The 20060-nt window shown below is 49.4% G+C and carries 21 protein-coding genes and 1 pseudogene; 9 read left to right on the top strand and 13 right to left on the bottom strand.

Annotated elements, in window-relative coordinates:
• Nucleotides 1-13: 13 nt before the first annotated feature.
• The 8 genes from traA to A1332_RS26480 form a co-directional block, all read right to left on the bottom strand.
• Entirely contained in the window at nucleotides 14-313 is a 300-nt protein-coding gene (gene traA, locus A1332_RS03155; RefSeq protein WP_064007116.1) for a TraA family conjugative transfer protein, read from the bottom strand.
• Between the two features lie 129 nt (nucleotides 314-442).
• Nucleotides 443-955 (bottom strand): TraV family lipoprotein, encoded by a 513-nt coding sequence (locus tag A1332_RS03150; protein ID WP_064007115.1) that lies wholly within the window; start codon nucleotides 953-955, stop codon nucleotides 443-445.
• A complete protein-coding gene (locus tag A1332_RS03145; protein WP_157203925.1) occupies nucleotides 952-1776 on the bottom strand; it encodes a DsbC family protein in 825 nt (274 codons plus the stop codon). The genes A1332_RS03150 and A1332_RS03145 overlap by 4 nt, the downstream gene beginning before the upstream one ends.
• A gap of 27 nt (nucleotides 1777-1803) precedes the next feature.
• Entirely contained in the window at nucleotides 1804-3183 is a 1380-nt protein-coding gene (locus A1332_RS03140; RefSeq protein WP_064007114.1) for a TraB/VirB10 family protein, read from the bottom strand.
• Entirely contained in the window at nucleotides 3183-4148 is a 966-nt protein-coding gene (locus tag A1332_RS03135) for a TraK domain-containing protein (RefSeq protein WP_064007113.1), read from the bottom strand. The genes A1332_RS03140 and A1332_RS03135 overlap by 1 nt, the downstream gene beginning before the upstream one ends.
• Nucleotides 4145-4756 (bottom strand): TraE/TraK family type IV conjugative transfer system protein, encoded by a 612-nt coding sequence (locus tag A1332_RS03130; protein ID WP_064007112.1) that lies wholly within the window; start codon nucleotides 4754-4756, stop codon nucleotides 4145-4147. The genes A1332_RS03135 and A1332_RS03130 overlap by 4 nt, the downstream gene beginning before the upstream one ends.
• A complete protein-coding gene (traL, locus tag A1332_RS03125; RefSeq protein ID WP_064007111.1) occupies nucleotides 4753-5034 on the bottom strand; it encodes a type IV conjugative transfer system protein TraL in 282 nt (93 codons plus the stop codon). The genes A1332_RS03130 and traL overlap by 4 nt, the downstream gene beginning before the upstream one ends.
• 298 nt (nucleotides 5035-5332) lie before the next feature.
• Nucleotides 5333-5515 carry an IS3 family transposase gene (locus A1332_RS26480; protein ID WP_171696225.1) on the bottom strand — a complete coding sequence of 61 codons (183 nt, stop codon included), beginning with the start codon at nucleotides 5513-5515 and terminating at the stop codon, nucleotides 5333-5335.
• A 702-nt stretch (nucleotides 5516-6217) separates the two neighbouring features.
• Between A1332_RS26480 and A1332_RS03115 the strand changes: the two genes are divergently transcribed.
• The 6 genes and pseudogenes from A1332_RS03115 to tnpA all read left to right on the top strand — a co-directional run bounded on the left by A1332_RS03115 (nucleotide 6218) and on the right by tnpA (nucleotide 10305).
• Complete coding sequence (locus A1332_RS03115) at nucleotides 6218-6916, top strand: isochorismatase family protein (RefSeq protein ID WP_064007109.1); 699 nt, start codon at nucleotides 6218-6220, stop codon at nucleotides 6914-6916.
• 117 nt (nucleotides 6917-7033) lie between these two features.
• Nucleotides 7034-7825: a type 1 glutamine amidotransferase domain-containing protein gene (locus A1332_RS03110; RefSeq protein ID WP_064007108.1), complete on the top strand. Its 792-nt coding sequence runs from the start codon at nucleotides 7034-7036 to the stop codon at nucleotides 7823-7825.
• Nucleotides 7826-7858: 33 nt separating this feature from the next.
• Complete coding sequence (locus A1332_RS03105; protein WP_064007107.1) at nucleotides 7859-8335, top strand: DUF4437 domain-containing protein; 477 nt, start codon at nucleotides 7859-7861, stop codon at nucleotides 8333-8335.
• A 220-nt stretch (nucleotides 8336-8555) separates the two neighbouring features.
• A complete protein-coding gene (locus A1332_RS03100) occupies nucleotides 8556-8849 on the top strand; it encodes a hypothetical protein (protein WP_157203924.1) in 294 nt (97 codons plus the stop codon).
• 102 nt (nucleotides 8850-8951) lie between these two features.
• Nucleotides 8952-9584, top strand: coding sequence for a TetR/AcrR family transcriptional regulator (locus A1332_RS03095; RefSeq protein ID WP_064007105.1), 633 nt, complete (start codon nucleotides 8952-8954; stop codon nucleotides 9582-9584).
• 299 nt (nucleotides 9585-9883) lie between these two features.
• A pseudogene (gene tnpA / locus A1332_RS03090) lies at nucleotides 9884-10305 on the top strand (IS200/IS605 family transposase).
• Nucleotides 10306-10656: 351 nt separating this feature from the next.
• On the opposite strand, the gene A1332_RS03085 reads toward tnpA, so the two are convergent.
• From A1332_RS03085 to A1332_RS03065, 5 genes are all read right to left on the bottom strand, one after another.
• Nucleotides 10657-11142 carry a methylated-DNA--[protein]-cysteine S-methyltransferase gene (locus A1332_RS03085; protein WP_064007104.1) on the bottom strand — a complete coding sequence of 162 codons (486 nt, stop codon included), beginning with the start codon at nucleotides 11140-11142 and terminating at the stop codon, nucleotides 10657-10659.
• Entirely contained in the window at nucleotides 11139-11570 is a 432-nt protein-coding gene (locus tag A1332_RS03080; protein ID WP_064007103.1) for a DUF1489 family protein, read from the bottom strand. Before A1332_RS03080 ends, A1332_RS03085 begins: the two co-directional genes overlap by 4 nt.
• Nucleotides 11571-11783: 213 nt before the next feature.
• Entirely contained in the window at nucleotides 11784-12296 is a 513-nt protein-coding gene (locus tag A1332_RS03075; protein ID WP_064007151.1) for a DUF1993 domain-containing protein, read from the bottom strand.
• Nucleotides 12297-12307: 11 nt separating this feature from the next.
• Entirely contained in the window at nucleotides 12308-13192 is an 885-nt protein-coding gene (locus tag A1332_RS03070; RefSeq protein ID WP_064007102.1) for a DNA-3-methyladenine glycosylase family protein, read from the bottom strand.
• Between the two features lie 162 nt (nucleotides 13193-13354).
• Complete coding sequence (locus A1332_RS03065; protein WP_064007101.1) at nucleotides 13355-13783, bottom strand: winged helix-turn-helix transcriptional regulator; 429 nt, start codon at nucleotides 13781-13783, stop codon at nucleotides 13355-13357.
• Between the two features lie 384 nt (nucleotides 13784-14167).
• Here A1332_RS03065 and A1332_RS03060 point away from each other — a divergent pair, with 384 nt between their 5' ends.
• The 3 genes from A1332_RS03060 to A1332_RS03050 are packed head-to-tail and all read left to right on the top strand — an operon-like array spanning nucleotide 14168 to nucleotide 20017.
• Nucleotides 14168-15430, top strand: a complete 1263-nt coding sequence (locus A1332_RS03060; protein ID WP_231886512.1) for an efflux RND transporter periplasmic adaptor subunit — start codon at nucleotides 14168-14170, stop codon at nucleotides 15428-15430.
• 5 nt (nucleotides 15431-15435) lie between these two features.
• Nucleotides 15436-18582, top strand: a complete 3147-nt coding sequence (locus A1332_RS03055) for an efflux RND transporter permease subunit (protein ID WP_064007099.1) — start codon at nucleotides 15436-15438, stop codon at nucleotides 18580-18582.
• Nucleotides 18575-20017 (top strand): efflux transporter outer membrane subunit, encoded by a 1443-nt coding sequence (locus A1332_RS03050; protein WP_064007098.1) that lies wholly within the window; start codon nucleotides 18575-18577, stop codon nucleotides 20015-20017. The genes A1332_RS03055 and A1332_RS03050 overlap by 8 nt, the downstream gene beginning before the upstream one ends.
• Nucleotides 20018-20060 lie beyond the last annotated feature (43 nt).

Here is a 20060-nt window from a genome sequence, read left to right as displayed (position 1 = left end):
CGTTATTCCAGGCCTAAATCGTGGCCGTCACGATGTTGGTGATAATGGTCGGTGCCGCAAACAGGCCGACCCCGCTGGCAATTCCCAGCACGAAGCCCATGATGCTGCCACGCACGACACCGGCGACTAGGCCGACGATGACGAACACGATGGCGATGATGCGGCCGAGCAAGCCTTCCACCCAGCCGGTCAGCAAGGTCCAGACGTTGTTGAACTCGGTACCGCCAGCACCGGCCATGGCGTCGGATGCCATCAACATAAAAAATAACGATGCCAGGGTCACCAGTACCCCAGTTCGATGCGATGTTTTCATCAAAGATGTCCTCATAAAAGTTAAAAGACGGTTGCCCGTCGAATCTCGGACGCTCAGTCCGGCGTGTGTTAAGCGGTTGCCCGCTCGCTCTCGCAGGGGGTGTGCCCTGCGGTGAAATGGAAAGACGTATCAGGGCAATTTGTGATCCAGCCGGGTTGCTGGACCGTCATCGTCATTCGCGTCGATGGACGGCCGCTTCTCTGGCGGACGTTGCTCGACTTGTAAAGGAATCAACGACGAACTGGCTGTCGAAGCCGCCTTGCCGATCATCCAACGCCGGGGTTCCAGTTCGGTGTAGACGTAGTTGGACACCATCAAATCGCCCTCAGCATCTTCCCAAGGCGCGATCCAGATGCGCATCACCTGGGATGGCGTCCGAATCGGCGTGGGATCCTCGATCTTGGGCACGGGTTGTTGTAACGGTGGTGCGAGTGCCGGTTTTGAGATTGGCTCTGATTCCTGGCTATTTTCTGGAGGGGCTTCCGGCAACGCCGTATTGGTCACCTGGTAGGCCTGCGTCGTCGACAGACAGCTGGGTTCGTCCGGCATGCCTTTACAGCCGTAGTCGGTGGCGCAGCCGGTGGTGATGGCGATCAGCAGTACACTGAGTCTATAAATAGAAAACTGATGAAAGCGTTTCATGGCTTTTTCTCCGTGGCGTTTGTGTTTTGTGCGTTTGTATCGGGCGTTGTTGCCAGACTGGGCGACGGTTTCGGTTTATCGGCCAACCAATCGGCTAACACCTCGGGTGCGCCACTGTGGGTACGACCGTCAGGAGCAATCAGAAATGGCACACCCTTCAAATCGAATAACTTGGCGGTGACCACGGCTTTTTGCAGCGGCTCTTTGTTGCACTGAACCGGTGGTTCGGTCGGCAAGCCCGCGTAATCCTGTTTCAACAGTCGGTCGCGCACGGCGTCTTTGGTTTTGGCATCGCTCGCGCCCAGCTGACAGGCCAGTTGCACGACGATGTTTTGCGATTCGGGACCGAGGATGGGGACCATCACCAGTTTGAAGGTGTAATGGTCTTGCAAGACTTGCAGGTCATTCATGACCTTGCCGCAGTATGGGCAACGCGGATCGATGAATACCAACACCTGGCCTTTGCCGTGACCAACCGTCACGGCGCCGAGATCGTCAGCCTTGAGTTTCATCCGCGATAGATCGATGCGGTTGGCGATATTGTCGATATCCGCCAGTGCCTTGATTTCCTGCTGGGTCCAGATGTCCATCAATTTGCCGCCGTAAAAGGCAAAACGACCATTGCTGGAAATAAACACGGTTTGATCGCCGGTTTTGACCATCTTCAGGCCCGAGATCGGCAAGTCTTGCATGCCGTCGATTTTGATCGACAGCAAGCCGGCGGCAATGTCCGAGACCGGCTGCTTTTGCGGATTGGCAGCCAAGGCCATGGAGGCACTGAATAGCGTGGCTATCAATAAAGAAATTTGGCGTAGCGTCATAACGACCTTTGGAGTTGGGTTAAAGAATCAGCTCGGCGACTTCAGCTTCAGCGCCGTGCCTTTTTGCACGATGAAGTTGACCTGGCGAGTCGCATCGACTTCGATGACCGGGTAAATCTCTTCGGCCATGTCCATGTAAAAATGCGACAGACGTTCCATGGCGTAACCGGCGCCTTTCAAGGCACCGCCTTCCATCGACTGCGAGGAAAACGCGCTTTGAAACGGTGTAGTACCGGAAAGAGCCCCCAGTCCGCCGGTCATCAGCATCGGAATCTGGTTGCGACCGAAGGCATCGGAAAAGCCGCGTAAAAAGCCCGCCATCATGGATTGGGCGAGTAGTGCACCTTGTTTGGATACCACGCGACCGCGCACACCGTTTTTGCCGTCTTCGCCGGTGGCATAGGCATTCATGGGTACTTCGATTACGCCGCCATCCTGGCGTACGCAGGAAAAGGTCTCGCCGCGAAAGTAAGCGCGCTCGGCACTCAAGTCGCCGAAGCCCGCGGCCAACAGAAAGCACTCCCGCACATCGGCATGGAAACGGTTGGGCAAGATGGCTTCCTTCTTGATCCGGAACAGCACCGGCATCGGTTCTTTCTTGGCTTTTTTACCGGTCGGGGCATCGAGGCCATTCAGCAAGACGCCGGTCAAAATGCTGCCGGCCGGGATGAAGACGTCGCTATTGGCATGGCCTTGCTGCGACTGTCCGTGAGCGCTGTTCGACACTGCGTCTTTGTCTTTACCGTTGGACGGCTCAGCACCTTCCTGGATGACGCGAATTTGCATCGCCGCCGGTGCTTGGTTATTGGCTCGTGCTCCTGAGACGCCGGTATTGCTAGCAGTCGGTGCGGGAATAGCGGCTTGCTCGAACACGCGGTTGAGATCGTCTTGCCCGTTGTCGAACGGCGGATTGCTCGGGCGGCGGTATGACGGTCTTCCCGGTGCCGTTGGCTCCACAGCAGGTTGATTGGCGTCGCCAGGGTTGCCAGCCACTGCCGTTGTAGACGCTTTGTTCTTCAACGTCTCAACTTCACCGGTGACCGCTTGGAGCTTGGCTTCATAGGCGTCGCGCTCAGCGCTGGTCCATTGTTTGAAGCGGACTTCGTCGGATTGCTGTTCGCGCTTTTGTTGTTCCTCGATAGCCGCCAGACGGCGGGCTTGTTCCTCGTTTTTCTGCAGCAGATCGCGCAATTGCGCGGAAATGCCGTCGATCCCCAGCGAGCGCGGATCGCTATCGGTCAGGATGTGTTGGATGGTGGCCTGTTTACTCAGCGGCTTGCTGACTTCCGGGGTGACGGTGGCCAGTGCGATGATGACAGCCAATACCACGGTACCGATGCCACCGACGGCCAGATTACGTTTGGCGGTCGGACTCAAGCGTGTCCACCAGGTATCGACGCTGGCCATTACTGTTGACCTCCGCTCAGTAACGATGGACGTAAACTGACTGAAGCCTCAGGCGATTGTCGGACCACGACATACAACTCGGTGGCTTCCTGTGGCTTCAACACCACGTTGGGCCAGACCGAGACGGCGAGTACGTCCTGTTGCGTCGTCGCACAACTGCGTTCGTCTAACTCGAGCATGTCGCCGCCGATATTCTTGGCAAGACCCACCAGAATCAGCCGGTCCTGGCCTTCCAGAACTTGGCCGGTTTTGATCTGGACGCGGTCTTGCAGGCAGCGAATCTGTTCCTGCGGTTTTGGGTCGCGTAGCGAATACCCGGCTGGGGTCTTTTGCAAACCCAAATCCCGAAACAAGGCTTTCAGTTGGCTGATGTAGGCTTGTTCCTGTTGGCCCGAGGTTCGATTTGCCGTGTCGGCGCGCTGCCATTGATTCAGCAACTGATAGCTGTCCTTATCCAGATCGAGGTGGATTTCCCGCGCCGGAATGCGTTTGGGAATCAGGGTGAGCGATAGCGCAATGTCCTGGTTGTCACCGGGCGTGATGTATAAGGTGACCGGCGTTTCGTCGGCGGTGGCGACATAAACGATTTTGCCTTTGGTGCTGGTAGTAGCCTGGCTGGTGGTCGTGACTACCGGATGTTCGAACGGCGTGACCAGGCGATTCAAGTGGCCGACGGCAATTGGCATCAGTTCGTTGATGCCTGGTTTAACGGCAATGTGTTGTGGACCGATTGAAGTGGCGGTCGTTGATGCCGACGCCTGTTGCTTGGCCGCTTTCAAGATGCTGGCATCGACTGGGGGTAATTCAATGCCAAAATCTGGCTGCGATGGGACAACTGGCTGTGATGAGGAAGAATCTTCGGCCACAGTGGTTGCCGGTGGCAACACAGTCACGGGTAATTCATCCGCAGACAAGGCAGTGCTAACGGTCAGGAATAACAAAATTAGCGGAAATGAGCGATTCATGGTCGAGCCTCGCGGGTTTGGCCTTGCATTGCTTTCAGACGATCCAAGGTTCTGGGGGAATCCGGATACACGTCGATGTATTCCAGCCGGGGGCGATAGTTTTTAATGGCGATGATGAATTCGTAGGTACGGGGCTTCACGTCCGGTTTGGAACTGGGGCCCTGGCTTTTGAGTTCGCCACTGACAAAGACCTTGTTAGTCTCGGCTTCGTAGTCGACATGACGCGGGGTAAAACTGATCGCGACCCGATCCATTTTGATGGCCTTGATTTGATCGCTCATGGCATCCAGGACACTGCGGTAAATATCCGGCGCTAATAGCGGCTCGACCGCGGTTTTCAGAAAGTCGGCATTGGCCGGCGTGGTATTACCGAGGAGTTCAGCCAGGAACAAGCCCCACGATTCCTTGAACTCGCTGGATGCCTGGCTGCGCGTCACTTCGACTTCCTGGGTCAAGGTCGGTGGCACCAGAATGATGCTGCGTTCGGTTCGCCAGGCGGCCAGCGAGGTAATCACGCAAACGACGAGCAATCCTATGATGACGACGCGGCTAAACCGGTTCTCGGTCTCGTGCCCATCCCAGGTTTGCAGAAAATCCGACCATCTCATGGCAGAAATCGGCGAATGTAGGGATTGGGGATGGTTTGCGCGCGACTGGGCAACAAGCCCAGCCAATACAGCGCATGCAAGGTATAACCGTCAGGCCGGTTGTCGCGGAAACGCCGGTAGAATTTGACCGCGATGAATCCAAGCGCCAAGCCGGGGATGAACTGATCGATCAACATGCCGGTGAGCATGCTGACCATGAAGGGTACGATCTCGTCTGCACTCCACAACAGAATGTGGATCGGATCGTCTATCGATTGGGGAATGACAACGGGTTCCATAATGACCTCCGGTTGGGATGGTCATCATTGTGAAGACTAATTTGAGAAGGGCTTCTGCAGCTGACGACGAATTTGCGCTCAGCTGAAAGAATTGTATCTATATGATATTTTCAAATCTCTTACCAAAGAGTCTTTTAGCGAGATGTAAGGTGAACCGCAGCATAGACAGTGCTGGAGTCTTCGACCTCAGAGCCTTGCCAGGTTTTGACATAGGTGTAGTCCGCTACCCACACGGCATTCGGCCGCCCGGCGCTGAACTGCCGATTCGCGTGATCCAAGAGGCAAGCTGCATCGGCCTCTATGATCCGAGTTTTTTTACGGTTTTTCCGCGCATAATGCCCTTCAGCCCTAGGCTTCGCATCAGGCGTTCCACGGTACAACGTGCCACATCCCATGCTTGGCGCTTCAACTGAATCCGGACTTTACGAGCGCTGTAGTTTTGGCCGCTTTCATTCCAGACGAGGCGAACCTGTTGGCTCAAGACCTCGTCCTGCTCAACGTGGACAGAACGTAATGCGAAATTGGCTTTGCTGGCCGCATGCAGTTAATAAGCCGACGGGGTATTCGGCAATACTTAGCAGATCGGCTCGATCTCATAGACGCCCCGATGATCGTCTATGAAAGCTTTCATCGTTTGAACGAGCGAACGTATTCCACCCTTCGCAATTCATTTCTTGTTTCTAAATATACCCACTCATTCGCACATTTTCACCGCGTGTAATACTGGTCTCATTGTCAGTTGTTAAGCATGTACTCCACAAGAAATAGCCGATTAAAACTGTATCAAATAACGCCGATCTTACACTAATAATTGGGAGCAGCTAAAAGTGTCCTTAGCTGCGCGTATTTACGCCGTTAGCCGAGATTCAGGCCACCTGGTTTCAATTCCGTCTGCGGACCGATATTTCATCAACCAAATCATATGCGAATTCGGATTGAAAAAGTCTTGATTTTTTTAGATGATAGGTATTATCATTACTTTAGTGCAGACACATCATCTAAAAATGGCGACTCTTAGAGTAATACGCCTGATTTATTGAAGAACGTTGCTGCCACTGATCATGAAAGATCAGTTTGATTGGGTGCACATCTCGTTCGGAATCCATCAAGTTCGTTTGAGGGCCAATTGAAATGAGCACAGGTAAAACACGTTTTTAACGTCTCAACTTTTAGGATTTTTAAAATGGTTACCTTCACACATAACAATCCAGAAATGGAGCTCGAAAAAGGCCGTACCGCTTTGGTGCTGGTTGATATCCAAAACGATTTTCTCACCGATGGAGGCAAGTACAACGTCCTCATCGCGGAATTGATGAAGAAGAACAACGTGAATGACAAGCTGGAGACGCTATTGAAGACGTCGAAAGCCAATGGCATCCCGGTCTTCATGTCGCCGCATTACTTTTTCCCACATGACCATCATGGCCATCACGGTCATACCTATCTGGGGGCCATGGAAGATCTGGCTTTGAATGCTGGCGTTGTGGCTCGTCAGAGCGCACTCAGCTTCGAAGGGGTACAGGGCTCTGGCGCCGATGTACCGGAGCGCTTTAAGAAGTACATGGAAGATGAAAACACTACCATCACGTCACGCCATGTCTCCTATGCACCAACCAATGATCTGGTGCTGATGTTGCGCCGCCGCGGTATCGAGAAAGTGATAATGGCCGGTCCGGTTGCCAATCTGTGTGTTGAAGATCACATGCGCAATCTCATCCAAAACGGCTTCGAAGTTGCCATGGTGCGCGACGCTGTGGCCGCAGCAGCTAACGAAGAAGGTTCTGGTTACGACGCGGCAATGATCAATTGGCGCTTCATGGCCAACGCAGTGTGGACAGCGGAAGTGACCGTCCGCCGGATGATTGAAATAGGCAAAGCCTGAGCCCTCGCTCTGGCAACAGCTGTTAGATCGGAGCGGCAATCTCGGTTGCCTCGATCAGCAAATCCTCGATTAAGTAACACCATTTAACGGCATCAAATTTATATATTAGGAGTTTATATGAGCAAGGGCACTATTCTCGTCGTCGGTTCCAATGCAACTCAGCTGGAAGCAAAAACTGGCGGCACCATCACTATCGGTCAATTCCTCAATGAGACTGCGGTCCCTTTGAGGGCAATCGTAAAGGCCGGCTATGATTTCGTTCTGGCCACTCCGACCGGTGAAAAGCCGATCTTGGATCAAGATTCTGATGCGTTGATCTACTTCGCCAATGATGAAGCTGCACGCACCAATGCACGCGATTTCTTCAACAATAATCCGGCGATGAATGCAGTGCGTAGCCTGCGCTCGGTCATCGACGACGGCCTGGAACGTTTTGTTGGCATGTTCTTTCCAGGCGGCCATGCGCCGGTTGTTGATGTCATGCAAGACCCCGACGCACGCGAAGTTCTGAAACACTTTCATGCACACAACAAGCCGACGGCGGCAATTTGTCACGGCCCGATGGGCATCTTAGCTGCACTGGAAAATTCACGCGAATTCCGTACCGCGTTGCTTGCAGGCGACCAAGCAAAAGCCCGTGATCTGGCAAAGGACTGGCTATACGCCGGCTATCGCATGACCGTTTTCTCGCGTAGCGAAGAGGAATATGCAGAGAACAATGTTTTCAAAGCAAAGCTTTTTTTCAACATGCCAGATGCACTTGAAGCTGCTGGTGGCGAGGTCATCACGACTGAAGAGAACTTCACCTCTCACGTTGTCGTGGATCGTGAACTGATTACCGCTCAGAACCCGATGTCAGATCACGAACTGGCAACCAAGTTCATTGCTGCGCTGAATAAGGTCGCATAACTTCACCCGGAAGGCTGAAAGGAGAATTTGATCATGAAAAACAACATGGTAATGGTCATCGCTTTGATAGCGCTGGCATTTGTGGCCGTATCCAAAGCCAAGGCAGAAGAAGTATTTCCGCCGACGAAAGGCGGAAAATCAATCTCGATACCTTCGAGCGAGCTGAAGTTCCAATCTACGGGGCTGAAGGGCGAGGACGGCAGCGAGATTCTGGTAGTCGACGGTTATGGCGACCAAAAAGATAGTGCGCATGGAACTTTTATGAAGTTTTCATATGGCTTCAAGAGTCCTGCGCATAGCTATACGTATGACTACTACGGAGTGGTAATCAAGGATGAAATGGAGAACTACAGTCCCAACAAGGAGCTCGTCAAGATGGGGCCAGGATCTTATTGGTATCAACGCGGCTTGGAAGCGCACATCACGGAATGCTTGAGCAACGATGGGTGTATCGCCTGGGTTGTACAGAGTCAGAAGTTCGATGCGCAGATCCCGCCCATGACCGAATGAAGTCGCTTAACACAGGGCTAGGCTGCAGTTTCGGCGCCTCGGCAGCTTTTCGCAGCAGCGCTTCTCTCAGGCATTGGCTGGTCTGTCTTGGGTGCCGTCGCCGTCGCTGCAGTGGCTGGACGTTTGGCTGTGGGGGTGGCGGTCTTCAGCCAAGTCGAATTGGCGTGTTATTGCTGTTGCTTCATATAGCCTACTGACGCAGGCAATAGGCTGTACGCTTTTGGCATTCGCCGATGGCCACAACATTTTAGATGTGTTGTCATTCGGATTGGGCGTCGGAAATGCAATTTCGATTCCGTCAGTGATTGCAAATTTTGAATTCTCCGAGTCGCGTGCTTCGCGGGCCGTTGCTCTGATCGTTGCAATCTCCCAGGGAGCATATGCACTAGCGCCAGCCCTATCTGGGCTGTTGCGGCAAGCATTTAGTAATCAGAGCATTTTTGAAGTTGCGTTGCTTGTTCAGCTGCTGGCGATCATTGCTTATCTCCAAGGCGACAAAACGAGCATTAAGTGATCAAAGCTTGAAGTATTTTAGATATATATTATCATCTAAAACATAGAGATCGTTGTTTTTAGATCCAACTCCTGTACCGAGGTGGTTTGAAAGGAAAATGTAATGAAGAAGTCGAAAGCTGAGACGATTGAGACGCATAAACGCATCGTTGAGGTTGCTGCACAGGCTTTTAAGAAGAAAGGCATTGATGCGACTGGAGTGGCCGAAATTATGCTCGCTGCGGGATTGACGCATGGGGCGTTCTATCGGCATTTCTCTTCAAAAGAAGCGTTGGTTGCTGAAGCCGCCGGGGTCAGTATGGACGTTTTCGTCGAAGCTGCGCGATCAGCTGCTGAAAAGGGACCATCGGATTTTGTTCGTTACCTTCAGAATTATTTGACATCTGAGTTTCGCGACGGCGAACTGGGCGGTTGTCCAGTGATCCAAATGGGAAGTGAGCTGGCGCGTGCCGAAACGTCTACGCGCGAAGGTGTTGCCAGCGGACTAAAGCAGTTGATCGACATCGCCATTGATGTAGCTGGCGAAGACTCCGACGCTTCGGCAAAAGATGATGCAATATTTACGCTTTCCGCGATGATTGGTGCCATCACGATGTCGAGGCTCATCGAAGACGCAAAGCTGTCAAAATACATTCTCGATGTGATGAATCATCGCCTTCTGGAGCAGTCGAAAAAAAACCCTACAAAGATGCCTGCTTTTGAAAGCGCCGCACGCAAAAAGAAAGTCGCTCAATAATGGTTACTGCCGGAAGCGAGGCAAGATTTATCGCGAACGCCATTCATTGTTAACAGCCATTGTGTAAGATGCAACCAGATAGATGCGGTTTCCCAGATAATGATTATGAATGCCAAGCCAGCGGAAAAGCAGGCTTGGCATTTTTGTTAGATCTACTTCGAAAGTGTCGGCGTACTCATTAACCAATCATGAGAAATCCCCCGGCTCTGCCGGGGAGACAGCCGAAGTTTGACATTTAGAGGAGTCCACCAGGACACTCGAGAGCGTGAGCCGCCAAGCACACGACAGAGGAGAACCTGATGGACGAGAACGAGAGCTTAAGCCACTCCAAATGGGAGTGCAAATATCATGTGGTGTTTATCCCGAAGTGTCGACGAAAGACGTTGTATAAGGCGTTGCGAAAGCATTTAGGTGAAGTTTTCCGAAGGCTAGCGAGCCAAAAGGAGAGCCGGATATTGGAAGGGCATTTGATGTCGGATCATGTGCATATGTTGATTTCGATTCCGCCCAAATATGCAGTGTCGCAGGTCATTGGTTATATCAAAGGGAAGAGTGCGATTCATTTGGCCCGGGTTTATGGCGAAAAGAAGCGTAACTTTGTCGGACAGCATTTTTGGGCGCGAGGCTAACAGTGGGTCGTGATGAAACGATGATTCGGGACTATATCCGGCATCAAGAGCATGAAGACCAGCGAGTTGAGCAAATGAACCTTTGGCAATGAGTCGCCGCCTATTGGCGGCCAGTTCTAAAGGGCCGCGTTAGCGACCCTATTTACCGCTTTGAGCGGTTCACACCATAAAGCCCCCGGCTTTGCCGGGGGATATTTACTCTGCCAGAATCTATCCCTTAGAGCTATTTAATATGTATATCTGGGTCCCAACGGAGGAAACCTTTTTCCAGCAACTTTCAGCCGAAGACTTAGTACTGAATAACGCTGAGATAGCTCTTAATGTTTAGTTAAAGTGAGCAATAATTTTATACTACCCAGACAATGGCTTATCGGACGAAAATCCGGTAAATCAAATTAAATCAAATCAAATCAATCTGGGTTCACTATCTGCCCGAAGACGGTCTATGTTTCCGGATTTTCAATCTCGATCAGATAAGCCTTTGCTTTCAACCCACCGGCAAAGCCTGTAAGTTCACCATTGGAGCCAATTACTCGATGACACGGTATAACAATAGATATCGGATTGCGACCGTTAGCGGTTCCGACCGCTCGCGCTGCCTTTGGTTTGCCAATTTGTAGAGCGATTTGCCCGTAACTTCGGGTTTCGCCAAATGGGATTGTAAGTAGTGATTGCCATACTAGTTTTTGAAAATCCGTACCGACAAAATTAAGCGGCAACACGAATCGCTGCCGCTTTCCGGCAAAATATTGCTCCAGTTGCAAGCGAGTTTGTATCAATACCGGATTCGCATCATCTCGCTTCATCGAGCCAAGTGGCACGCGATTTGGATTGTCATTCGCCCACAAAATTGCCATCAAACCCTGATCACTGGCTACCAACTTTAATTCGCCTACTGGAGACTGAAATGCTGTAAAAACATAGCTCATTTTAAGTCTGACCCTGTAAACTCAATCAACATGGTTTCAAATATATCGTAAACATTGTTATCAATATCTGATGGAGCGTCCTTTGCTTCGAGATAACGCCATCCTTGAAATGGGCGGCGCGGATCTGGAGCTACACGGATCAGCTGTGGGTCATAAACAATCCCACAATGCTTTATGCCGTCATACATCATCGGCCGTAATTCAAGAATGCGGTTACGCGCCCTGATATGGCCTTTGATCACCCAATAAATAGAACCATTATCAAGCAACTCCCCTGCACGCTTAGGTGTGTGACGGGTAATGTGTATAAGCGTGCCGTTTTCTCCTTTGGCGGCTTTTTTACAAGCAAGTTGAACTTGCCATTCTTTAAGATCGTTAAAAGAATTTGTCCCTACAGCAACTTTGACTAGATGGATATGTTTGCTCATGTTGCACTCTCGTTATCGTGCGTGGTGATTAGTGCTGTAACAAAGACCACATTGTTTTATGGGATTACTGACTTGCTGCATGGCAGCCCGTTAATATAGGAGAGCTATGATTGCCTAACACAAGCTCTACTTAATCTAACTCAATAATTCGGAGAAATAGCAAAAGCTTAGTTAAAGCAAATTTTATTGTTCCATCTCGGAGTACTCGACTTCTTAACGAGTAATCTCAACAAAATTCATACTGCCCAAATAGTCCATTTTGCCGATTTCAACGCCATTGTGGCGAAGAATATTGTAGGCGGTTGTCAAATGAAAAAAGAAATTCGGAATGATAATTTGAAGAAGATAATCTTCTCCTCTAATAAGCTTGCCAGGTTGCCACGAAACCGTAATCATGTGTTCGCCAGCTCTCTCAAATTGCACTTCTTTTACGCTTTCTGCAAAGGTGATGGTTTTCTTGATACGATCACGAGCTTCTTCAATCGTTTGTTCAGTGTCCTCATGCTTTGGCGGCGTTTGGCCAGTTAGCCGAGCCGAACCTGCTTTAACATAATCGCACGCGCTAGTGACCTGATAGATGAAATCTTTCATGTCAGGCGCGAGGCGGCTATGCATGAGTATATTCACATCGAATTTCTTATCCGTTGCATATTGCTCAGCTTTATCAAGCCATGCCTCTATTTGTGTAAGGCTATGAATACATTGTGAAAGTATCTGATAGTACATGTGTCCCCCTTTTAGCATTTCAATTTGTTAGTGTGATTTTCAGATGACATTTTCCAAAGATGTATCACCGCATAGCTGCGATATGGCCGCCATAACTGTGATAACTCTTCTGCCTCTTGAGCAGTCACGCCGCCCAAAACATTGCGCACGGCGATATCTTCCTTCGGAAAGGCATCCGACCAGTTTAGGCCTCGCATAGCGATATTGTGAGCCGTCCACGGCCCGATCCCCGGTAGCTTAACCAGCTTTTCAATTGCTGTTTCTGGCTTTAATTTCGGCTCAAGAAGGAATCCTTCCGAAACAAAGGCTTGAGCCATCACAATAATACATTTGGCGCGTGCACTCACAATACCGAGCTCAGCAATAGCGTCCACCGTTGCCCTGGCGACCGTTTCTGCCTGTACGGTTAGTCGAGAGAGTTCGGGAAATGGCGTGATAATATTTTCGCCAAAAGCATTCGTAAATCGATAGAAAATGGCAGTGGCGGCTCTCACAGTGATCTGCTGACTAAGTATGGTACGAATCGCCATTTCAAATTCGTCAAATGCACCAAGAACGCGCAGGCCGGGATGTTTTGCTATGCTGGTTTTGAGCAACTTATGTTTTATGAGATGCGCATTGATTAGATCGGGATCTGCCGCAAGATCAAACAGCTTGTGTAAACGATTCTGCAATGCTGGCTGCGCCGGCAATAAAGACGGCGAATATTCCATCTTTAGCGAATGCGTCTCTGGCACATGAGATACCTTGATCCATCCAAAATGCTTGCCGATTCGCACAGTGCGCAAATAACATTCGTCCGTAACCAACTCCACTCCTTTAATTGACCGAGCTTTCAAGAACTCCAATGTTTCTATCCAATCAAACGGGTACTTATAAGGATATAGCTCGTTCATAGCTTCATATTACTCGCAGGTGAGAAATTTGATTGAGGCAATAGCTAATTAAAATTTGGTTTTGAGCCGATGCAATCACGGTAGTTAGATTAGATCTAATGTATTTAGAAATTGTCATACGAAATTCCAAGGAGAGGCAGGCCACTAGCGAGCACAAGTATTTCAAACGTGATCGGCACATCGTTTTTCTGCATTCACAACGTTTGATGAAATCTCTTTGCGAGTTGTCTTTTCAACCAATTGCTCATCAGTGCCATTAGGTGATGCGTATTCATTGCCCCAAACCATAATCATCGCCAAGACGGGCATGAAATCCTGACCCATCGAGGTCAGAACATATTGCGCACGCAACGGATTGTCTTGGTAGATTTTTTTTACCACCAGCCCTTCTTCGACCAGCATCGAAAGCCGTTTGCTCAGTGTAGCGGGAGAAATTTCCAGATTTTCTCTAAATTCTTCATAGCGTGTTAGGCCTTGGCCTAGGTCACGCAAAATTAATAGGCTCCAGGAGTCACCTATTTTGTCAATTGCTCTTGAAATTGAGCACATGTCTCGATGCTTTTCACATGTTTTTTTGTCTTTGCCTTTCATAAGCCCCTCTCAATAAATGACTTCGTATCGTTAATAGGCAATAAAACTATAGCAACTACATTACACATAGTCAATACAAAAAAAATATTGACAGCAAAAACAATAGTATCTACACTAATTGCAGTCGCTTCAAAAAATGAAGCGAAATGAGAAGGAAAGATTATGAATTATAAGAGAAAAATTTTTTATTTCAGGGTTGTTAGATATGTTCGTTAGCTTATCTGGCGATGTTTTAAAAGCAGCATTTGTAGGCGAGCCAGGTGAATTTATCTGGCTTGCAGTGTCGAAATTTACAGATCTGAAGGCAAAGCAAGTCAATGACGCCATCATCGATAACTACCTCCGTAGAGTCTTTTAAACAAACAATATTCAAAAGGGCATTTTATGAATAACGAAGCTTCTCAACGTTCAAACTTCGAACCGTACGTTTCTCAGCCTAACTCACCGAACTATTCGCGGTTAATTAAAAAGGCCTCAAGCGGAAAAAAAATTAATCGTTTTGTCATTTTTAGCGTTGTCATGATGGGTGGCTATTGTGCGCACGAACTTTTTGCAACCGAAACAACTTTAGAGCAAGTTATGGATCCACCGAGCGTGATCGTTAGTTCTCCTTTGAAAGGAAATTTTGAAACTCACTTAAAGTTCCTTGGTCAGTTTGCTGCCGTTGAGCATGTTGAACTGCGTCCCCAGGTCGGCGGTACATTAGAAAAGATACATTTTAAAGACGGTGATCTCGTAAAAAAGGGCGATCCGCTTTTTACCATTGACCAGACTCCTTACGAAATCAGATACAGTCAAGCGACGGCTCAACTGGAAAATGCACAGGCAAAGCTGCAGTTGGCAAATCAAGAATTAACACGGGCAAAAGTTCTGAAAGAAACGGATGCCGGTACTACACAAAACGTAGAGCAACGTTTGGCCGATCAACAAGCCGCTTCTGCTTTAGTAAACGTAGCAAAGGCGCTGGTACGCGATGCAAAGTTCGATCTTGATCACGCGAGCATCATAGCTCCCTTCAGCGGAAAAATAGGCACGCACCAAGTATCGGTCGGCAACCTGATTGCAGGTAATCGCGCAGGTACCGGGCCAACTACCTTACTGACCACCATCGTATCTCTCGACCCGATTTACCTAAATTTCGATATGAGCGAAGCCGATTACCAAACCTTCCAACGTCAGCGCATGACCGAGAAAGGCGAGTTGGCTAGCAAAGTTTATGTGGATCTCGGTGACGCAAAACTGAATCGCACAGGAACACTGGATTTCGTAGATAACGCCATCGACCGTTCCAGCGGCACCATCCGTGCTCGAGCCACAATTCCCAACAAAGATCTGTTACTCACTCCAGGCGGCTTCGCTCGTGTCCGCTTAGCTCTGACTTCAGCTGAATCAACCTTGTTGGTGCCGGATGCGGCGGCTACACCTGATCAATCCAACCATATCGTACTGACCGTCGATCACGATGGAACGGTGAAGCCTAAGCGAGTTGAAGTAGGTGACTTACATGATGGAATGCGCGTCATCAAATCGGGTATCGGCGCTAGTGACTTGGTGATTATCGAAGGTATGGCTTCGGCTGCTCCCGGCGCGAAAGTGAAGCCAATGAACGCGAAAACCGAATCCGTAAATCAAAAAAATAAAGAGTAATCAACATGAAACTGACACATTTCTTCATAGATCGCCCGCGTTTTGCGATAGTCATCAATATCTTCATCATCGTTTTCGGGTTGGCAGCGATGGTTAAATTACCGATCGCACAGTATCCGAGTATTGTTCCCACCACAATTCAAATTACGACCACATTTCCTGGTGCATCTGCAGATACCATTGCCCGCACTGTCGCGACGCCGCTTGAGCAAGCGATCAATGGCGTGGAGGGCATGGACTATATCACTAGCCAATCAACTAGTGATGGCAGGCTGGCGATTACTGTCATTTTTAAGGTTGGCACTGACGCCAATACCGCTCTGTTGCTGACGCGAAATCGTGTGCAGGACGTATTGACACGCTTGCCGCAAGAAGTGCAGCTGCAAGGCGTGCAGGTGAAAAAGACTATCCAATCGCTATTGCTAGGCGTACATGTTTATTCACCGGATGGGTCGCGTAGCGCCGAATATCTGTCAAATTACATGCTTCATGTTCGTGATGAGATCGCGCGTATTCCCGGTGTAGCTGATTTTTGGGCTTTGGGAGAACGTCAGTATGCGATGCGTATCTGGATTGATCCAGACAAAGCTGCAGCCTATAACATCAGCGCCAGCGAGATTATGAGCGCCCTTCGCGCCCAAAACGCACAGGTATCGACTGGTAATCTCAATGCCCCGCCAGTGGCGACCGATGCAGCTTTCCAGATCAACGTAGAAGCTCTCGGACGGTTAACTTCTCCTGATCAGTTTGCCGACATTATCGTCAAATCGGATAATCAAGGTCGCATCACTCGCATCCGTGATATTGGCCGAGCTGAAATTGGTTCTGTAGATTACGGTTCAATCGCTTATGCTGATAAGCATATTTCCGCACCTTGGTGGGTTATCCCGACACCTGACGCTAACGTAGTAGAGGTAGAGCACGCCATTTGGGATAAGATGGCCGAGCTTAAAAAATCCTTCCCGACCGGTGTTGATTATATCAACATTTACGATCCTACCACCTTCGTAAGCCAGTCGATTCATGAAGTAATCGAAACCATCTTTATCGCCATTATTCTTGTAGTCGGCGTGGTGTATCTCTTTCTTCAAAACTGGCGGGCTACTCTGATTCCCGTGGTAGCTATTCCCGTTTCTCTGGTCGGTGCCTTCACTATCCTCTCGATGTTTGGAATCTCTATCAATAATCTCTCGCTTTTCGGCCTCGTGCTAGCAGTAGGTATTGTGGTTGATGACGCTATTGTGGTGGTGGAAAACGTCGAACGCAATATGGCAACGGGTATGCTACCTAAAGAAGCCGCGCATCGCACGATGAACGAGGTGTCTGGCGCATTAATTGCTATTACTCTTACACTCTGCGCAGTTTTCGTACCTTTGGCCTTCGTCTTCGGAATTCCGGGGCTTTTCTTTAAACAGTTTGCGATCACAATTTCTGCTTCCACAATAATCTCGAGTTTTGTATCTCTCACGCTGAGCCCAGCGCTTTGCGCGATACTGCTAATACCGCATAAGACTGGCGAGTTATATGAGAAGCCACGCGGTGTAGCACGCTTTAAGAACCCTCTCTTCGACCACTTTAATCGTGGATTCGCATGGCTCTCGATCAGTTATGGCAATATGACCAGCCGTTTTGTGCGTGTTACTGCGAGTATTCTTATAGTTTATGTCGGGTTAATCAGCGTAACAGGCTTCCAAATGTCGCGTATGCCAACCGGCTTTATTCCGGATCAGGACATTGGGTATGAGGCGATCATCGTTATGTTACCGCCCGGTTCCAGCCTGTCCCGCACGGACGAAGTAGTACGTGAAGTCAATGATATGGCATTGAGCATTCCTGGCATAAAACATACATCGCCCACAGCTGGATTCGATGTGACGACAAATACAATTGCCTCTAATGTTGGGACGATCTTCACGTCACTTCCCTCACTTTACGGTGAGTATATACCCGGTACCACTGCTGCGGAAATGCTGGTGAAAATGCGCGAAAAATTCGCGGATTATAAGAAAGCCTATCTGATCGTAATCAATCCTCCTGCGGTACAGGGGTTGGGGGCGGCTGGTGGTTTTAAAATGATGATCCAAGATCGTGAAGGTCTTGGGCCACAAGCTCTCGCAAAAGCGACCAACGATCTCGTTGCTGCCGCGAATAAAGATAAAACCTTTGCTGGAGTGTTCACGCTATTTAATGCTGGTGCGCCGTCGCTTTATGCCGACATCGATCGCTTAAAGGCTGAAAAAGTCGGGCTCACGCCAACGGATGTGTTCTCGACTATTCAGTTATATCTTGGTTCGCAATATGTGAATGATTTCAATTATTTGGGTCGCACTTATCCCGTATTCGCCCAAGGGGATGCTGAATTCCGTAAAACTCCAGGAGATATTGGCAAATACAAAGTGAGAAATGCTGCCGGTGAAATGGTGCCGCTGAGCGCTGTGACCGATTTCAAAGAGCAATCCATGCCTTATCGCATCCCGCGTTACAACATGTTCCCAGCCGCGGAAATCATGGGCGCTGCTGCGCCAGGAATCGCTTCTGGTACGGCTATGGAGCGGATGGAAGAACTGGCTAAACAAACGCTTCCGCAAGGTATGTCGTTTGAATGGACAGAGCTTTCACATCAACAAGCGCAGCATGGCGTGCCTACACTGGCGATCTTTGCGGCTTCTGCCTTGTTCGTGTTCCTTGTTCTGGCTGCGCAGTATGAAAGCTGGCGTACACCGTTGGCAGTCGTGCTGATCGTACCTATGTGCTTGCTAGCAGCTATTATCGGGCTGGACATGCGGAGTATGCCGATCGACATTCTTGCGCAAATAGGCTTCATCGTACTGGTCGGGTTGGCTGCGAAAAACGCGATCTTGATAGTGGAATTCGCCAAGCACCATGAAGATCATGAAGGGCGGACGCCGGAAGATGCGGCAACGCTTTCGGCAAAAGAACGTCTGCGTCCGATCTTGATGACCTCATTTGCCTTCATCCTTGGCGTATTTCCTCTTGTAGTAGCCAAAGGTGCGGGTGCTGAAATGCGCCAATCCCTTGGAACCACAGTGTTCTTTGGAATGCTCGGAGTAACAGCGTTTGGACTCTTATTCACACCAGCGCTTTACGCCTTTGTACAAAAATTTAGCAAAAAGGAAATTAGTCATGACTAGTATGCTCAAAATATTTGTAGCTTTACTTGCTGGTTTATTTTTCAGCACAACTTTCTCTGGTTGCGCAGTAGGTCCGGATTATGTGGCTCCTAATATCGAATTAGTGCCATTTCACAATAAAGTCGAAGTTGTCGACAAGGAAATGGCTGTCTCACCTAGTTTAGATCGATGGTGGATGGGATTTAATGATTCAGAGTTGCTTAAAGTAGTGCAACGAGTGTTGGATCAGAATCTTTTTCTTGATGTAACGAAAGCAAGGGTAATTCAGGCGCGAGCTATCTCAGATGGAAGTAGCGCAAAGCTTCTGCCAACCATTGAGTTTAATGGCTCCGTTACCCGCCAGACTCTGAGCAAAGAGGGGCTGTTTGGCTCAATTGCTAGAAATTCACCTAACTTTAGCCGCGATTTTACCAATTTTACGATTGGACCTGCAGCAAGCTGGGAAATAGATTTTTTTGGTGGCTTGCAGCGCGGTGAAGCGGCATCAAAAGCGGAATTCCAAGCTTCAGAGGCAGATCAAGCTGGAGCACGAATCCTTGTCGTGGCAGATGCGGCGGATGCTTATTTCCAAATAAGAGGATATCAAGTACGTCTCAATATCGCAGAGCAGCAAATTAAAGATGATGAGCATCTTTTAAGCTTGGTACATGATCGCCATACTGCGGGGAGCGCTACCGGGCGAGAAGTTGCGCAGGCCGAGGCTCTTTTAAAACAGGCTCGCGCATCTGTTCCGTTGCTTCGAATTGGCCTTGAGCAACAGATGAACAGATTAGATGTTTTGATGGGTGTTCAGCCTGGCACATATATGAGAGAGTTGCATCCTGTTACTGAAATAGTGTTTCTTCCGACTATTCCTGGCGATCAACGTCCTGTTGATGTTTTGCGTCGTCGTCCAGACGTTATTGCGGCTGAACGACATCTTGCCGCTTCAAATGAAAGAATCGGTCAAGCTATTTCAGAATATTATCCCAAAATCTCGCTGTCTGGCCTACTAGGCTTCGATAGTATTTCGAGTGCTAATTTATTTACAGGTGGTGCATTTCAGGCTATTGCCAGAGGAACACTACGATGGCGTCTTTTCGACTTTGGCAAAATTGATGCCGAAGTGATGCGGGCAAAAGGGGCTAATGCCGAGGCGTTGACAGTGTACCGACAAGCTATTTTGCGCGCCGCTGAAGACGTAGAAAATTCGCTAGTCGTCTTTGCTCAAACACGAATTCATATTGATGAACAACAGGGCGAAGTACAAGCGTTGATGAAAGCCCGCGACCTCTCCGAGCAATCCTATAAAGCGGGTTCTATTACGTTGACCGATGTATTGGACGCGGATCGCCTGCTACTAGTAGCTCGTGATCAACTCAGCGCAAAGCAAGTGGATATAGCGCGCGCTGCCGTAGGCGTATTTCGCGCGTTAGGCGGTGGGTGGGATTCATAGTTTCATCAATTCGAAAAAAAACAAAGGGAAACAACCCGTGAAA

This window comes from Methylomonas methanica (assembly GCF_001644035.1).
GTDB lineage: Bacteria > Pseudomonadota > Gammaproteobacteria > Methylococcales > Methylomonadaceae > Methylomonas > Methylomonas methanica_A.
Note: the sequence above shows the minus strand (reverse complement) of the source record. Positions and strands in the feature narration are given on the sequence as shown.

What these genes read in the sequence shown, in the direction of transcription:
- traA (WP_064007116.1), bottom strand. Translation starts at nt 313, where the DNA reads ATGAAAACATCGCATCGAACTGGGGTACTGGTGACCCTGGCATCGTTA.
- A1332_RS03150 (WP_064007115.1), bottom strand. Translation starts at nt 955, where the DNA reads ATGAAACGCTTTCATCAGTTTTCTATTTATAGACTCAGTGTACTGCTG.
- A1332_RS03145 (WP_157203925.1), bottom strand. Translation starts at nt 1,776, where the DNA reads ATGACGCTACGCCAAATTTCTTTATTGATAGCCACGCTATTCAGTGCC.
- A1332_RS03140 (WP_064007114.1), bottom strand. Translation starts at nt 3,183, where the DNA reads ATGGCCAGCGTCGATACCTGGTGGACACGCTTGAGTCCGACCGCCAAA.
- A1332_RS03135 (WP_064007113.1), bottom strand. Translation starts at nt 4,148, where the DNA reads ATGAATCGCTCATTTCCGCTAATTTTGTTATTCCTGACCGTTAGCACT.
- A1332_RS03130 (WP_064007112.1), bottom strand. Translation starts at nt 4,756, where the DNA reads ATGAGATGGTCGGATTTTCTGCAAACCTGGGATGGGCACGAGACCGAG.
- traL (WP_064007111.1), bottom strand. Translation starts at nt 5,034, where the DNA reads ATGGAACCCGTTGTCATTCCCCAATCGATAGACGATCCGATCCACATT.
- A1332_RS03115 (WP_064007109.1), top strand. Translation starts at nt 6,218, where the DNA reads ATGGTTACCTTCACACATAACAATCCAGAAATGGAGCTCGAAAAAGGC.
- A1332_RS03110 (WP_064007108.1), top strand. Translation starts at nt 7,034, where the DNA reads ATGAGCAAGGGCACTATTCTCGTCGTCGGTTCCAATGCAACTCAGCTG.
- A1332_RS03105 (WP_064007107.1), top strand. Translation starts at nt 7,859, where the DNA reads ATGAAAAACAACATGGTAATGGTCATCGCTTTGATAGCGCTGGCATTT.
- A1332_RS03095 (WP_064007105.1), top strand. Translation starts at nt 8,952, where the DNA reads ATGAAGAAGTCGAAAGCTGAGACGATTGAGACGCATAAACGCATCGTT.
- A1332_RS03085 (WP_064007104.1), bottom strand. Translation starts at nt 11,142, where the DNA reads ATGAGCTATGTTTTTACAGCATTTCAGTCTCCAGTAGGCGAATTAAAG.
- A1332_RS03080 (WP_064007103.1), bottom strand. Translation starts at nt 11,570, where the DNA reads ATGAGCAAACATATCCATCTAGTCAAAGTTGCTGTAGGGACAAATTCT.
- A1332_RS03075 (WP_064007151.1), bottom strand. Translation starts at nt 12,296, where the DNA reads ATGTACTATCAGATACTTTCACAATGTATTCATAGCCTTACACAAATA.
- A1332_RS03070 (WP_064007102.1), bottom strand. Translation starts at nt 13,192, where the DNA reads ATGAACGAGCTATATCCTTATAAGTACCCGTTTGATTGGATAGAAACA.
- A1332_RS03065 (WP_064007101.1), bottom strand. Translation starts at nt 13,783, where the DNA reads ATGAAAGGCAAAGACAAAAAAACATGTGAAAAGCATCGAGACATGTGC.
- A1332_RS03060 (WP_231886512.1), top strand. Translation starts at nt 14,168, where the DNA reads ATGAATAACGAAGCTTCTCAACGTTCAAACTTCGAACCGTACGTTTCT.
- A1332_RS03055 (WP_064007099.1), top strand. Translation starts at nt 15,436, where the DNA reads ATGAAACTGACACATTTCTTCATAGATCGCCCGCGTTTTGCGATAGTC.
- A1332_RS03050 (WP_064007098.1), top strand. Translation starts at nt 18,575, where the DNA reads ATGACTAGTATGCTCAAAATATTTGTAGCTTTACTTGCTGGTTTATTT.